This is a genomic window from Snodgrassella sp. W8158, from assembly GCF_016100435.1.
GTDB lineage: Bacteria > Pseudomonadota > Gammaproteobacteria > Burkholderiales > Neisseriaceae > Snodgrassella > Snodgrassella alvi.
Genome location: NZ_JACFSM010000002.1, coordinates 631116 through 645779, shown reverse-complemented (window position 1 = coordinate 645779; position 14664 = coordinate 631116). Strand labels below are relative to the sequence as shown.

Here is a 14664-nt window from a genome sequence, read left to right as displayed (position 1 = left end):
TGATATACTCTATTTTAGGCTTGCAATACAAAGTGTAGAAGCAGAAACAGAACCATTTTTAGAATTACCATAACATGATACAGGTCTGCCGCTAGGTGATATAACAATGCGACGTTTAATATCTTTGTAATCGGCATCAAATATTTCTATAGCTACATTGGAAGTCCCTATTGTCCATTTAGTAGAATCAGTACCATAACCTAGACCGAATTGTCCATTCGGCATAAATGCCAGCATGTCTGAATCTGTAATTTTACCGGTACAATTATTTGTATTATTTTGACATACTCCCCAGTTAAGTTTTACTTTGATTTTATTTGTGTTCTGATTTATCGCAACAGTTCGCACAGGTGTATCAGGTGATGTATTAGTGGATGTATTAGCGCTTATAAATTTACCATCTAAATCGTTATCATTAAATGCAAGAAAGCCTTCCCATCCGGTACCATCGGAATAATCCTCAAATTTACTGCATCCATTAGTTGTACCTGTACCATTTCTGATTACAGTAGGACAGATTAATACAGGTTTATTGGTACGAATAGCTTCAGCTCTTGCAAACTGAAACATTGCAAGCATCTGATCTGCTCGGTTATTTGTCCTGTGTGATGCAACCAATCTGTTCATAGCCGGTAATGCTATTGCAGCCAGTATGGCAGTAATAGCAATGACAATTAACAATTCAATTAAAGTAAAACCAGCATTTGTTGGTTTAGATGAAGCCATTTTCTAACCTTAATTCTAATAAGCCGGACACAAGTTAATATACACTTATTTTAAATTAATTTTACATCAAAACATATGATTTAGACTACTAATATAATAAATAAGTGATTTTTATTCATCAAAATAACCATCAGGCATGGCCGCATTATCAAATTTAGTAAACTGCCCCTGAAAGGTAAGATGAACTTTTCCGGTTGGACCATTACGGTGTTTACCAATAATACATTCTGCCAATCCTTTAAACTGACTGTCTGGATGATAGTATTCATCACGATACATAAACATAATAAGATCAGCATCCTGTTCGATAGCTCCAGATTCACGTAAATCTGACATCATAGGTCGTTTATCGGTTCGTTGCTCCACCGTACGGGATAGTTGTGACAAAGCAATTATAGGAACCTGAAGTTCTTTAGCCAATGATTTTAAAGATCGTGAAATCTCACCCAGCTCAGAAGCACGGTTGTCTGAGCGGCCTGAACCAGACATTAATTGCAGATAATCCAGTACAATTAATCCCAGTTTACCGCCTTGCTGACGTGCCAGTCTGCGAGCGCGGGCACGCACTTCCAGCGCTGTTAATCCGGGGGTTTCATCAATAAACATTGGGGCATCTGTGAGCTTAACTACTGCATCATTGAGTTTACCCCAATGCTCATCCTGCAATTGTCCGGTTTTCAGAACACTCTGATCGACACGGCCTACTGAACCAAGCATTCGCAATACCAGTTGAGCACCACCCATTTCCATTGAAAAAACAGCTACCGGTAATTTTTCTGCAATAGCGACATGCTCTGCAATATTTAGTGAAAAAGCCGTTTTACCCATAGACGGACGACCGGCAACAATAATCAGATCTCCCGGTTGCAGACCTGATGTCTTTTTATCAAGATCAATAAAACCGGTGGAAACACCAGTTACATCGTTTTTGTTATCACGCGAGTACAAGTAATCAATTCGTGCCACAACTTCTTTCAGAAGTACCGGCATTGTCAGGAAACCCTGTTTTGATCGTGCAGTTGATTCAGCAATCTGAAAAACGCTGTTTTCAGCTTCATCCAGCATTTGTGCTGCATCTTTTCCCTGAGGACTATAAGCTGAACGAGCAATTTGTGTTCCTACTTGAGCCAGCTGGCGCATTATGGAACGTTCACGAACAATTTCTCCATAACGCCGAATATTTGCTGCTGAAGGGGTATTTTGTGCCAGCGTTATTAAATATTCCAGACCACCGGCCGGTTCAAGCTCTTCTCTTTTTTGCAGCTCTTCCTGTACTGTTATCACATCCGCGGGACGTGAGAGCTCTACTAATGCTTTAATTGCTCTGAATATAAGGCGATGCTCATGACGATAGAAGTCGTCTTCATCAATTAAATCTGCAATTCTGTCCCAAGCACTGTTTTCGAGCATCAGCCCGCCTAAAACCGACTGTTCTGCTTCCATTGAATGCGGCGGCATAGCTAATTGATTTGTTTCATCTACACTGATATCGTTTTCTTCCATGTCTTCTGACTTTTTTAACAACTTTTTTAATTTTACCATTAAGTGTCTGCTTATTTGCGGGTAATAAGAGCTGTGTATTACAATATTAACGAACCATATAATGGTTTAAAGTGAGTTAAATGTTCTATAATATTTGCAAATATAACTTATATAACTCTACATTGAGCTCACTGCAAAATATGCAATACTCACTCTATCAGAAGGAATCGCAACCATGGAACATAAATTACCAGTACTACCATACTCCCTTGATGCGCTGGCACCACATATTTCAAAAGAAACAATGGAATATCATTACGGTAAACATCATCAGACTTATATCACCAATATGAATAACCAAATTAAGGGAACAGAGTTTGAGAATATGCCTTTGGAAGAAATTGTCAAAAAATCTTCGGGCGGGTTATTTAATAATGCAGCTCAAACCTGGAACCACACTTTTTACTGGTTCGGCTTTACACCAAAAGGTGCGGCATTAACTGAAAATGGTGCACTGGCGAACGCTATCAATGCGAAATGGGGTAATTTTAACGCATTTAAAGAAGCGTTCGATAAAGTTGCTGCTGGTACTTTCGGTTCAGGCTGGGCCTGGCTGGTAAAAACACCGGACGGTAATCTTGATCTGGTTTCTACAAGTAATGCAGCTACACCACTGACCACTGACAACACTCCTTTGCTGACATGCGATGTCTGGGAACATGCATATTATATTGACTATCGCAACAGTCGTCCGAATTACTTAAGTAATTTCTGGGAAATCGTTAACTGGAATGAGGTAGAAAAACGCTTTGCAGCATAAGCTATAATTCACTGCACATAATTAAAACTGCCTTTTGTCTAAAGGCAGTTTTTTTATAACTATGCATCTGTTTCAGTTATTTTCTTTCGGCACATACCAGTAATTTTTAGTATTGTGTGTTTGCATATACTGTTTGAATTCTGCAGAGCTATAAGCTGATTTCACAGCCTTTGCCCATGCTTTTGTTGCATTATCGGCTCTTACCGCTACAACTAACTCAAATGAAGGAATAATATCTTCCTGTAACAGGGCAAGATCAGGATTAATTTTGGCTGCGTATGCCCTGCTTCCGGGTATAACTGAATAATCAAAATCTGATAAAGTACGCGGAATATTACCCGGATCCAGCTCTGTAATATTCAATTCATAAGGATTTGTCTTGATATCATTTTTAGAGATCATTCCAGGATTGGTTGAAGGGTTAAGGGTAATCCAGCCAGCTTTTGCCAGCAGACGATAGGCTCGTGCAGCATTTGCCGGATCGTTTGGTACGGCAATAGCACTTCCCTTTTTTATTGCCTGCAAGTTTGTATGACGTTTAGAATAAATTGCTGTTGGCACAGTAGGAATATGAGTTAAAGCAATCAGATTGGCTTTTTTATTCTGATTAAATGCATCCATATAGGCAGTATGCTGATCAACATTTACGTCAATACTGCCTTGTTGTAAAGCGATATCAGCCTGCATTAAATCAGAAAAATCAATTTGTTTAATTTGATATCCCTGTTTTTCCAGAATAGGTTTTATTGCATCAAGAAAAAGCTGGCTATAGGGGCCGGGTGAAGTGCCGACAATAATCTGTTTATTACTGGTTTTATCCTGCTGACAGGCGCCCAGTACCAGACAGGCAGTAATTAAAATAATAATTTGCTTAAAAAACTTCATACTATTGGCTCCGATGATTGTCAATTTCATATTTTTAATTCACACAATAGCAAGTACGTTGTATTTATGTGAATTAATGATTAATTGGCTTATGGAAAAAATATAATATAACTGGATAGTCTAATCATTGCATATGAATATTAAAAGACTGACTGCTTATAACCAAAGATAAGAAATTTATATACATGCAGACATTAAAAACGGCTTAAGATAAGCCGTTTTTAATGATTAGAAGGTTAATTTTTTTTGGCCTTAGCTGCGAGCCAGTTACCCAGGGTCTGAATAATTTGAACAATTAATACCAAAACGACAACTGTAACAATCATAATTACATAATCAAATCGCTGATATCCGTAATTAACAGCTAAATCACCGATGCCACCACCACCAACTGTACCAGACATAGCTGTAGCATCAATTAATCCGATAAGAGCTGTGGTTAAGGCCAGCAAAATAGAGGGCATGGCTTCAGGTAAAATAAAATAGCGAATAATCTGAAAATTGGTTGCGCCCATTGACTGAGCTGCTTCGATAATACCTGCCGGTACGCTTAATAAGGAATTTTCAATTAACCGAGCAATATAAGGCGAAACAAAAATAATCAACGGAATGATCATCGCCTTGGTACCAATAGATGTATGGATAGCAAGACTAGCTATCGGTAACACACAAATCAGCAAAATGATAAAAGGTAAAGAGCGAATAATATTAATAATTATATTTAGTAAATTATATATTATCGGCTTTGGCCATACGCCTCCTTGACGGGTAAGCAATAACAGTACACCTAAGGCCGTTCCCAGTATAGATCCCAGAATAAATGAGATACTGACCATATTGAAAGTTTGCAATATTGCCGTACCAAACTGGTCAGCAGTTAATGAGGTATCAAACCACTGATTCATACACCACCTCTTTCCACTCGAACGCCTCTGTCCTGCAAAAATGCCAACGCTTTTTCTACATCTGTTTCAATACCATTCATCTGGATAAACATACTTCCCAGCACTACTCCGCCTATTTCGCGCATATTGGCAAAAAGTATGTTAATTTCCACCAGTTGCTTTAAAATAAGCTCATTAACCACTGGTTCTCTGGCTGAATTACCTAAAAATTCCAACCTGAATATATTTTCCTGTTCAACCAGACTATCCAACACTGCTTCGGGTATTTTTGCATTGATTACTGTGCTGACAAATTTTTTCGTTGTCTCTTGCTGAGGGGCAGAAAAAATATCAAGTACAGTTCCTTTCTCAATTACCTGCCCCTTCTCCATCACCGCTACTTTATTACAAATGGAGCTAATCACTTCCATTTCATGAGTAACCAGTAAAATAGTGATGTTACGTTCGCTATTAATTTGTTTTAATAGTTTCAGAATAGATAAAGTAGTCTGAGGGTCTAATGCAGAAGTAGCCTCATCACACAATAATATTGTTGGTTCTGTAATCAGGGCACGAGCAATCCCGACACGCTGTTTTTGACCACCGGATAACTGGCTGGGATAACTTTGCTTTTTACCTGCCAGATCAACATATGACAACATTGCATCAACTCTGCGGTCAATTTCATCACGTTTTAATCCCTGTAAAACTAATGGAATTGCAATATTCTGGGCAACTGTTTTAGATTCCAGTAAATTAAAATGCTGAAAAATCATGCCGATTTTTTTCTTATGCTCACGCTGAGCTTTGGCATCCAGTTTGTTTAAATCTACTCCGTCTACGGTAACCGTACCGGATGTTGGTTTTTCCAGCTGGTTAACCAGACGAATTAAACTGCTTTTACCTGCGCCACTCCACCCGATCAGTCCATAGATATCACCTGTATCAACTGTAAGGTTAATATCATTCAGGGCATGAACCTGCTGTTTATTTTTGATGTAAGTTTTTTTTATATTTTCAAATATGATCATAACGATCCTTAAATACTCGCTGCGATCTGATTTCCAATGATCCAGATGTAATGCAATACAGATAGTGTACTTGATAAATCGTAAACGTGCTGACTGATTTTCTAATGACTACGGCTAAAAAATGCAAGTATACTGTAAATCTTCGTGATTAAGTTCATTATTATGTATTACTTTTTTTAGCGTATAAAATAAAGCTATTGTTTAAAATTATGCCAGTTAACGCCATAACAATGATGTTGCAGCCAGCATTGCGCAAATTCTTCACTTTGTAACCATTGCCATTCGTATTCACGCGCATTTTTAATTTCATCATTCCAGTGCTCTGAAGATACTGCCGGATGGCACATTATCAACAATGAATGTTCAGCAGGCATGCTAAACCAGTTATTCCATTTATGCTGTAAAATTTTTAAATTGGCGTTAAAGTTATAGATACCTGCAAAGAAATGATTGTGCGTAATATTAGCCGCATCTAAAGCGCTGTCGAGAGCATGACCACCAAGGGTATGAATTAATTTTGCCTTGATATCTTTCTGAGAAGTTTTTGTGCTGCGTACTGCTATTGTATTTCCATAACGCTGCAATATTATATTTAGTAGTACAGAACGTATCTGCGGGAACTGATGTACATGCTGATGGCCATCGATAAAAACAGGTATGTCACCAATTTTATCTTCAAAAGCATCTAGCTGGCGATTAATAATATCCTGCAAAATTTTTTCCGGCCATGCATGCAAGTAAGATTTAGATAGTACCTGTTTCAGCGTACCCAGCCCCGCAAAACCGGTAAAATCCAGATGCAAACCGATATCAATATGCTGCTTTTTCAATTCTGCAACTTCATCTGAAGCAATGGCGCCCAGACTCATAAAGCTGCTTGCCTGTATGCGTCCCATCTCAGACAGACGAAGTACAGCTTCATTTACAGCTGCAGATAAACCCAGATCATCTACATTAATCATTACTGGTTTCATTGTGTGTCTTTTCATTAAATGCCCAGAATTTACCCAGTATAAAAGATAAAACTGTCACTATCAGCGTAACAATAAACCATAACCACCAATAGGCCTGATTTCCAAACCAGTGTATACCTGCCATAAATAAAATCTGGTTTATCATGAAACCGGCTATAGAGCTGAATAACCAGCGCCAGAGAGCCTGAAACCATGTATGTCGCGTCAGACTGAATGTAAGGTAATAATGACCGGTAAAACTGATAACAAAAGCGCAAAGAAAAGCCAGAGGATTAGCCAAAATCGGTAAAAAGTGAGCATATCGGACTAACACCACCAAACATAAAAAATGCATAGCAGCAGCAGCTCCTCCTACCAGAGTAAACCATATGCCCTGTGCAGATACAGATTTCATTATTTTTCGCGACTGTCCCACACTTTGTCTACCAGATAAAGCGGTCGCTGTTTTACTTCTTCATAAATCCGACCGATATATTCGCCAATTACACCAAGACAAACGAGCTGTATCCCGGCAGAAAACATAATTCCGGCTGCCAGCGTCGGCCAGCCAGCAAGATCTTTACCAAAAAACAACGTATCAGCAACGATATACAATCCATAGACAATCGACAGGAATGAAATAATCATTCCCATTCTGGAAATCCAGCGTAATGGACGCTGAGAAAACGAAGTAATACCTATTAAAGCCAGCTCAAACAGGCTGAAATAATTAAATTTACTCTTGCCTGCCTGCCGTTCAGAGGCCTGAAAAGGTATATAAATGGTAGAAAATCCTACCCATGCATACAACCCTTTCATAAACCGCTGCCGCTCAGGTAACTTGAGTAAAGCTTCTACAACACGACGTTTCATCAGTCTGAAATCACCGGCATTAGGTGTCAGCTCATACCGGTGAGTATCCTGCATAAAATGGTAAAAGCCATTTTTCAATATCCGGGTTATTAAGCCTTCATGTTCACGTGAAGCCTGTACGGCAGCCACCACATCCACATTATTGGTCTGAATTAATTCAAGCATTTGTTCCAGTACTGAAACCGGATGCTGTCCGTCAGCATCCATCATGGTAACCAGTTCACCCTGAGATTGCGCTAATCCGGCCGTAAGTGCAGCTTCTTTACCAAAATTACGCGAAAATTGTATCAGCCTCAATGCTGTATTACTTGGTAATTGCTGTCGAAACGTTTCAAATAATGTGGTCAGATGATCTTTACTACCATCATCTACTAAAATAATTTCACAGTTCTGTTGCTGCCGGCTGGTAAAAACAAACAGTTCAGGCAAAAAGCGATTTATAGCTGCTGCATCATTATATACCGGCAAAATAATACTTAAACCAGTGCTAACTTTATCCATATCATTCACCTCTCAGCCTAAAAGAAAAGCAAACTGAGATAATCCAAATGTATTATTAATCATTTTTAATTTTATATAAATATAAAAAATCATTGTTGTTTTAAACATTTTTTCGGTATGTATGCCTGCCAGACTACCTTAAGAGGCTCTCGATCGGGTAATTTATTCCATCGAACTATCCACTCACCTTGTTTTACAACCAGCTCAGAATGATGAGCTAAAGGTTCTAACCATGGTGTCTGAGGATGTTCATCAGCAGGCCATAATGCCAGCGTACCTTGCTGCTGTAAACGACTATTGCTCATCCACGGAGAGTAAGCGGAATTACCGGAAACCATGACTGATGGAGCAAATTTTGAATAGGAAGCTACCAGCAATACTACCCAGTCTGAACCAGTAACACTATCAAGCTTACAAGAAGACAACTCCTGCCATTGATCATCAGCCTGTTTGGCCAGTACAGCCTGAGGCCAGTCCATCCGAGAAGGTTTATGACGGATTCTGGCTCCGAATCCTACATAAACAGCCATCAATATGGTAACAATAAGCGTCCAGACTGCTATACCTTTCAGCAAAGATTTATCTTTAGATATAAATACCGGTTCGGGAATCAGAGACACGATTATGAGTCCAGATAAGCCCCACATCGGCATACCCCACATATCACGTAATCCTAGTCCAAAAATCAGTCCGGCAAATACAAGTATCAGCGTAGGAACTAATCCCATCCATAAAAGAAAATACCAGTCACGCTGACGCAATACTTGAACAGACGGGCGTAAACTCAATCGTGTACGGGTAAACAGCAAAATGAATAAAATAGGTAAATGATTAAGTAGCTGAGTGCCGAAATACCCAAGAGCCGCCAGATGCCCGTTACGGTTTGCATCTTCAGCTGAGCGTGCTGAAGCATAAGTCAGTGGTAGCCAGTTATGCTCTATCAGCCAGTATATATTCGGAGCAAACACAATCAGAGCAAGCAAAATTGCTAGCCACGGCCTTGGTGTCAGCCATAACCGTCGGTTCGGTGTACACAATGAATATAACACCACAGTTAATAGCAGTAAGGCAACGGTATATTTTACTAGCATGCCAATACCAGCCAGCAAACCAAACAATAACCAGTACTTCCAGCGATTTTCTCGAATAGCCAGATAAAAGATATAGACTAAACCCAGCCATACGGGCATTTGCGCTATATTGTGATTGAATTCAAGAGAAGGCCACGTGTAATAAAATATTGCCAGCAAAAATAATGCACCGATAAAAGCCCGGCTTTTGCTCATCAATTGCCGGCCGAACAAATAAGCCAGCCATAAACTCAATGCTATCGTACATTGACTTAAAATATACGGACCAATATGACCAAAAGTATAGTAAAAAGAATAGAGTACCCAGCTTGAAAATGGCGGATGCTTATAATATCCCCATTGCCATTCACGTCCCCAGTAAATACCCTCAGGAACATCTAAGGGATAACTTGAGGAAAGCATAAAAGGTAATACCGTCCACAAGATAAAATAAAGTACTAACCAAAAGGGTAGTCTGAGCGACAACGGTTTGCTTGGCATAAAAAGATTTCAATTTTCAAATTAAGTTATTATAAAGGGTGCAGTTACTGTTAGACACTACGGTATAGCAATATTATCAAGAAACTTATCTGTTGATTTTAAAAAATCATTTACTCAAAGCATTCAGGCGCAATGAAAAATTGCGCCTGAATAATGCAAAATCAGCTCAACTAAAGCTAGCTTAAGCTACTCGGAATGTAGCTTTGATTTTATCCGGCCAGATTAATTCTAGTTCATCACCGGATCGAATCGCTGCAACTCCGGCAGGTGTACCAGTGTAAATAATATCACCTGCCTGCAAGCCATAAACTCTGGACAAATAACTGATAATTTGCCGGCACGTAAACATCATATCTTTTGTATAACCCTGCTGGCGTATCTCTCCATTTACCTTTAAGAAAAATTCCTGTCGCTGGATATCATCAATTTCAGATGGCAGAATAAAGTGCGATAAACAGGCTGCTGTAGGAAACCCTTTGGCTTTTTCCCATGGCAAACCTTTACTCTTTAACTCTGCCTGTACATCTCGCGCAGTTAAATCCAGACCAATAGCATAGCCACCGACATAATCTAACGCCTCATTTTCCTGAATATCAAAAGCATCTTCTGCCATATAGATAACCAACTCGCACTCATGATGTACATCAGAGCTATAGGATGGTAATTGAATATCATCAGGCTCCAGAGCCAGAGAAGAAGTTGGCTTCATAAATACCACGGGTTCTTCAGGTTTTACATTATGTAATTCTTTAATATGCTCTGTGTAATTTCTTCCAATACAAAAAATATTAGCTAAAGCAACTTTTTGTTCTTCGATATAAACGGTTTTCATCTTGTGTCACCAAAAATTAAATCCAGATTTGAAATTAATCACCGTCTGGAAATAGCAGCAATTTATCCGGCCAAAATCAGTTTATCAAAATTGAAAATTCAGCCGGTATAGTCTGTGAGAACCAGAGATAATATATTTAGTAAAATTAAAAAGCAGTAATTTCACTTAATTTTATTAATTGCATTGGTTCTCGCAAGTATGGTTCTACTGTTTTAATCAGGTTTTGAAAATGTTCAGTATTACCATGCTCATTAATTGCTGCATCATCAGCCCAGCATTCAATAAATATAATCCGGTCAGCCTTATCTAAATCTTTATTAACAGTGTAAAACACATTTCCTTTTTCTTTACGTGACAATTCCACACATTGCTCAACGGCAGCAGCAATATTTATCCATGCATTGGCTTTCAGATCCATGATTGCAATTAGTTTAATTGGCTGTGACATATTTTATCTCCTTGATTTTTCTTAAACGATACTTAGGTATTTGCAAATGTAAAGCCTATTCTTTTAATCAGCTAAAGGCAAATATAAAATCAATCACTTCGTGTAGCATCTACACCTTCCTGTACCGAATTTACCCCGATAATAGTCAGCCTCGGAAAATCTGCCGTCCGTTTGGGACAATTAGCTGCAGGTACTATGGCATGAGTAAATCCAAGTTTTTCTGCCTCTCGCAAACGTTCCTGTCCGCGCGGAACAGGGCGAATTTCACCTGATAACCCGACTTCTCCGAATACAATCAGCTTTTCCGGTAATGGTCGATTACGATAGCTTGAAAGCATGGCCAGAATCACAGCCAGATCTGCTGCCGGTTCGGTAATTTTTACACCGCCTACAGCATTAAGAAACACGTCCTGATCATAACAAGCGATACCGGCATGACGGTTCAGCACAGCCAGCAACATTGCCAGCCGCTCCTGAGCCAGCCCTACAGTTAATCGTTTTGGAGCAAAACCATGAGCATCATCAACAAGTGCCTGAATTTCTACCAGTAAGGGGCGCGAACCTTCCTGAGTAACGAGAACGCATGAGCCGGGAACATCATCGCGATAACTGGATAAAAACAATGCTGAAGGATTGGAAACCCCCTTCAGCCCTTTTTCTGTCATTGCAAAAACACCTAACTCATTAGCGGCACCAAAACGGTTTTTAATAGCACGAATCATACGATAATTTGAATGAGTTTCCCCTTCAAAATACAATACCGTATCCACCATATGCTCCAGCACCCGAGGACCGGCAATCGCGCCATCTTTGGTTACATGACCAACCAGCAACATGCTGATACCCTGTTGTTTTGCCAGGCGGGTTAATTGGGCTGCACATTCCCTAACCTGTGATACAGAACCGGGTGCTGAAGTAATACCATCAGAATACATGGTCTGAATAGAATCGATTACTACCACTCTGGGTTTTTGGCGTGCAATAACTGCACTAATTGCCTCTACACGTATTTCTGCCAGTAAATGAACTTTGTCTGCATGTACACCAAGACGCTTTGCACGTAAAGCAACCTGCTGAGCTGACTCTTCTCCGGAAACATACAATACGGATTCCTGTTCGGCCATCAAGGCTATTGTTTGTAGCAATAATGTAGATTTACCAATACCCGGATCTCCGCCTAGCAAAATAACAGCTCCGTCTACTAAACCACCTCCAAGTACTCTGTCCAGCTCACCCATTCCTGTTGGCGTTCTCTGTATTTCAACCGCACTGACTTCTGCCAGTAACTGTACCGCCGATTCACTTGATGCCCATGATTGAAAACGGCTGCCAGAAGAAGGTGCAGATAAAACTGTTGTTTCTTCCAGAGTATTCCATTCGCCACAATGAGGACAACGCCCCTGCCATTTAGGTGAGCTTCCACCACAACTGCGACATTGAAACTGAGTTTTCTGCTTTACCATGAAACCTTTCCAGCAAGACTTGCATTAAATTCAAATATAGTATCCAGTAACTATTAGCAAATAAAGATTCAATAAAATTAACCAATTGTATTCAGTTCTCAATTTTATCTAAATCTTCACTTAAGTTAGAACACAAGAACCAAGCCATAAATTTTACCCTTTAACAGCGTATAATTTAGTTAAATTTTTGAAGCTAAAACCATTAAATAAAAATAGTAATATCTATAATTATAAACAATTGAAGCATTATAATGGTTTTAATCATAATGATTAGCAGATTAAAAAATATGGCAATTTACTGATTCAAATTCAAAAGAGTCTACACTGATAACTGAACGATAAAATCAAATGTTTTGGCAAATAGTAATTGCTTCCAAAAACAAATTATAATAATTACTTTGTCTGGCAATTATTATATACTCCGTCAATTCGTGCAGGTTAAATCCGGTTTTGCCTTGATATTCTCTTGCATGGTCAATTATTACATTACACTATTTAATCTTTAACATACATCGAAAAAAATGGAATGAATTTTTGTCTTCGGCTAATTTTTGGCGGAATATTTAAATGTTTTAAATCAATCCATATTTATTTCAATTTTTATACACAAGGTTTTTCAAAACTATGTCCTTGCCAATGATTGTCACATTCGCTGTGTACATTTTAGGAATGATTGCAATTGGTTTTTTTGCCTATCGGTCAACACAGAATTTTGGTGATTACATTCTGGGCGGACGTCGGATCGGCAGCGTAGTAACTGCACTTTCGGCCGGAGCTTCTGACATGAGCGGCTGGCTACTGATGGGATTACCGGGTGCAGTATTTTTATTTGGTATCTCACAAAGCTGGATAGCAATTGGCTTAGTACTTGGTGCTTACCTGAACTGGTTATTGATTGCCGGACGTCTGCGTGTTTTTACAGAAATCAACCATAATGCGTTAACTTTACCCGATTATTTTACGCATCGATTTGAAGATAACAGCTCGTTACTGCGTATTATTTCAGCAGTAATTATTCTGATTTTTTTTACAATTTATTGTGCATCAGGAATTGTTGCCGGAGCTAAATTATTTGAAAGCACTTTTGGCATGAGCTATGGCTGGGCTATGCTGGCAGGAGCTGGTGCAACTATTCTTTATACGCTTATAGGCGGTTTTTTAGCGGTTAGCTGGACAGATACCATTCAGGCAAGTCTGATGATGTTCGCTCTGATTTTAACCCCCATAATGGTAATCATTAATGCCGGTGGTTTTTCTGATGCACTCATTCATATTGAAAATCTGAATCCGGACTATACCAACCTTTTTGCCCATATGGATTTTATCGCCATAATCTCATTGCTAGGCTGGGGGTTGGGCTATTTCGGGCAGCCGCATATTTTAGCCAGATTCATGGCTGCTGATTCGCATGAAGTAATGAAAAACGCACGCCGTATCAGCATGACATGGATGATTTTATGTCTGGCCGGTGCCATTACCGTCGGCTTTTTCGGAATAGCATATTTTGCCAACCATCCAGAATTAAGCTATCTGGTCAGCAATGGAAAACATGAACGGATTTTTATCGAGTTATCCAAATTACTTTTCAACCAATGGATCGCCGGCATTATTCTCGCTGCGATTCTGGCTGCAGTGATGAGTACCTTAAGCTGCCAGCTACTAGTTTGCTCCAGCGCTTTGACAGAAGATTTCTATCGTGCATTTTTCCGTCCAAAAGCAAAACAGAAAGAATTGGTCTGGATTGGACGAATAATGGTGTTTATAGTATCTGTGATTGCCATTTTACTGGCAATTAATCCGAATAACAGCGTTCTGGATTTGGTGAGCCATGCGTGGGCTGGTTTTGGGGCTGCATTTGGTCCGATTATTATTTTTTCCGTATTCTGGTCACGTATGACACGAAACGGCGCATTAGCCGGTATGATTACCGGTGCTGTCACAGTATTGCTGTGGATCAATTTTAATTGGTTTAATCTGTATTCACTCATCCCTGGATTCATACTTGCATCAATTGCAATCATTATTTTTAGTTTATGTGATAAAAAACCAAGTGAGATAGTACAGATTCATTTTAAAGATGCTTATAAGCACTACCATACTAAAACAAAATGAACTTTAATTAACCTGGCGGATTAAACTGTTTTTAAGTTAATCAGTAATCCGAATATGCTCTCAAACCAATTTATTTTATTACA

General features: G+C 39.2%; 14 protein-coding genes. 2 read left to right on the top strand and 12 right to left on the bottom strand.

Annotated features, from left to right (window positions below; genetic code table 11):
• Positions 1 to 9: 9 nt before the first annotated feature.
• Together H3V11_RS07430 and dnaB are read right to left on the bottom strand one after the other, a co-directional pair.
• Positions 10 to 726: a Tfp pilus assembly protein FimT/FimU gene (locus H3V11_RS07430; RefSeq protein ID WP_084586188.1), complete on the bottom strand. Its 717-nt coding sequence runs from the start codon at positions 724 to 726 to the stop codon at positions 10 to 12.
• A 111-nt stretch (positions 727 to 837) separates the two neighbouring features.
• Positions 838 to 2229, bottom strand: a complete 1392-nt coding sequence (gene dnaB, locus H3V11_RS07425) for a replicative DNA helicase (protein WP_198224294.1) — start codon at positions 2227 to 2229, stop codon at positions 838 to 840.
• A 214-nt stretch (positions 2230 to 2443) separates the two neighbouring features.
• Between dnaB and H3V11_RS07420 the strand changes: the two genes are divergently transcribed.
• Positions 2444 to 3028 carry a superoxide dismutase gene (locus H3V11_RS07420; RefSeq protein WP_078475568.1) on the top strand — a complete coding sequence of 195 codons (585 nt, stop codon included), beginning with the start codon at positions 2444 to 2446 and terminating at the stop codon, positions 3026 to 3028.
• A gap of 72 nt (positions 3029 to 3100) precedes the next feature.
• Here H3V11_RS07420 and H3V11_RS07415 read toward each other — a convergent pair whose 3' ends face one another.
• The 10 genes from H3V11_RS07415 to radA form a co-directional block, all read right to left on the bottom strand.
• A complete protein-coding gene (locus H3V11_RS07415; RefSeq protein ID WP_198224067.1) occupies positions 3101 to 3913 on the bottom strand; it encodes a MetQ/NlpA family ABC transporter substrate-binding protein in 813 nt (270 codons plus the stop codon).
• Positions 3914 to 4149: 236 nt separating this feature from the next.
• Entirely contained in the window at positions 4150 to 4818 is a 669-nt protein-coding gene (locus tag H3V11_RS07410) for a methionine ABC transporter permease (RefSeq protein ID WP_198224065.1), read from the bottom strand.
• Positions 4815 to 5828 carry a methionine ABC transporter ATP-binding protein gene (locus H3V11_RS07405; RefSeq protein WP_084551895.1) on the bottom strand — a complete coding sequence of 338 codons (1014 nt, stop codon included), beginning with the start codon at positions 5826 to 5828 and terminating at the stop codon, positions 4815 to 4817. Before H3V11_RS07405 ends, H3V11_RS07410 begins: the two co-directional genes overlap by 4 nt.
• 194 nt (positions 5829 to 6022) lie before the next feature.
• A complete protein-coding gene (locus H3V11_RS07400; protein ID WP_198224063.1) occupies positions 6023 to 6817 on the bottom strand; it encodes a ChbG/HpnK family deacetylase in 795 nt (264 codons plus the stop codon).
• Positions 6783 to 7196: a GtrA family protein gene (locus tag H3V11_RS07395; RefSeq protein WP_198211155.1), complete on the bottom strand. Its 414-nt coding sequence runs from the start codon at positions 7194 to 7196 to the stop codon at positions 6783 to 6785. Before H3V11_RS07395 ends, H3V11_RS07400 begins: the two co-directional genes overlap by 35 nt.
• Complete coding sequence (locus tag H3V11_RS07390) at positions 7196 to 8155, bottom strand: glycosyltransferase family 2 protein (protein ID WP_025330664.1); 960 nt, start codon at positions 8153 to 8155, stop codon at positions 7196 to 7198. Before H3V11_RS07390 ends, H3V11_RS07395 begins: the two co-directional genes overlap by 1 nt.
• Before the next feature lie 89 nt (positions 8156 to 8244).
• Positions 8245 to 9726: a glycosyltransferase family 39 protein gene (locus H3V11_RS07385; protein ID WP_198224061.1), complete on the bottom strand. Its 1482-nt coding sequence runs from the start codon at positions 9724 to 9726 to the stop codon at positions 8245 to 8247.
• A gap of 181 nt (positions 9727 to 9907) precedes the next feature.
• Positions 9908 to 10558 (bottom strand): fumarylacetoacetate hydrolase family protein, encoded by a 651-nt coding sequence (locus tag H3V11_RS07380; RefSeq protein WP_198224059.1) that lies wholly within the window; start codon positions 10556 to 10558, stop codon positions 9908 to 9910.
• A 145-nt stretch (positions 10559 to 10703) separates the two neighbouring features.
• A complete protein-coding gene (locus H3V11_RS07375) occupies positions 10704 to 11006 on the bottom strand; it encodes a putative quinol monooxygenase (protein WP_198211158.1) in 303 nt (100 codons plus the stop codon).
• Positions 11007 to 11095: 89 nt separating this feature from the next.
• Entirely contained in the window at positions 11096 to 12469 is a 1374-nt protein-coding gene (gene radA / locus H3V11_RS07370) for a DNA repair protein RadA (protein WP_198224057.1), read from the bottom strand.
• 624 nt (positions 12470 to 13093) lie between these two features.
• Between radA and putP the strand changes: the two genes are divergently transcribed.
• Positions 13094 to 14581, top strand: coding sequence for a sodium/proline symporter PutP (gene putP / locus H3V11_RS07365; RefSeq protein WP_198224055.1), 1488 nt, complete (start codon positions 13094 to 13096; stop codon positions 14579 to 14581).
• The last annotated feature ends 83 nt before the right edge of the window (positions 14582 to 14664 follow it).

Bases quoted from the DNA above. Each gene is read 5' to 3' on its own strand.
- H3V11_RS07430 (WP_084586188.1), bottom strand. From the start codon at position 726: ATGGCTTCATCTAAACCAACAAATGCTGGTTTTACTTTAATTGAATTG.
- dnaB (WP_198224294.1), bottom strand. From the start codon at position 2,229: ATGGAAGAAAACGATATCAGTGTAGATGAAACAAATCAATTAGCTATG.
- H3V11_RS07420 (WP_078475568.1), top strand. From the start codon at position 2,444: ATGGAACATAAATTACCAGTACTACCATACTCCCTTGATGCGCTGGCA.
- H3V11_RS07415 (WP_198224067.1), bottom strand. From the start codon at position 3,913: ATGAAGTTTTTTAAGCAAATTATTATTTTAATTACTGCCTGTCTGGTA.
- H3V11_RS07410 (WP_198224065.1), bottom strand. From the start codon at position 4,818: ATGAATCAGTGGTTTGATACCTCATTAACTGCTGACCAGTTTGGTACG.
- H3V11_RS07405 (WP_084551895.1), bottom strand. From the start codon at position 5,828: ATGATCATATTTGAAAATATAAAAAAAACTTACATCAAAAATAAACAG.
- H3V11_RS07400 (WP_198224063.1), bottom strand. From the start codon at position 6,817: ATGAAAAGACACACAATGAAACCAGTAATGATTAATGTAGATGATCTG.
- H3V11_RS07395 (WP_198211155.1), bottom strand. From the start codon at position 7,196: ATGAAATCTGTATCTGCACAGGGCATATGGTTTACTCTGGTAGGAGGA.
- H3V11_RS07390 (WP_025330664.1), bottom strand. From the start codon at position 8,155: ATGGATAAAGTTAGCACTGGTTTAAGTATTATTTTGCCGGTATATAAT.
- H3V11_RS07385 (WP_198224061.1), bottom strand. From the start codon at position 9,726: ATGCCAAGCAAACCGTTGTCGCTCAGACTACCCTTTTGGTTAGTACTT.
- H3V11_RS07380 (WP_198224059.1), bottom strand. From the start codon at position 10,558: ATGAAAACCGTTTATATCGAAGAACAAAAAGTTGCTTTAGCTAATATT.
- H3V11_RS07375 (WP_198211158.1), bottom strand. From the start codon at position 11,006: ATGTCACAGCCAATTAAACTAATTGCAATCATGGATCTGAAAGCCAAT.
- radA (WP_198224057.1), bottom strand. From the start codon at position 12,469: ATGGTAAAGCAGAAAACTCAGTTTCAATGTCGCAGTTGTGGTGGAAGC.
- putP (WP_198224055.1), top strand. From the start codon at position 13,094: ATGTCCTTGCCAATGATTGTCACATTCGCTGTGTACATTTTAGGAATG.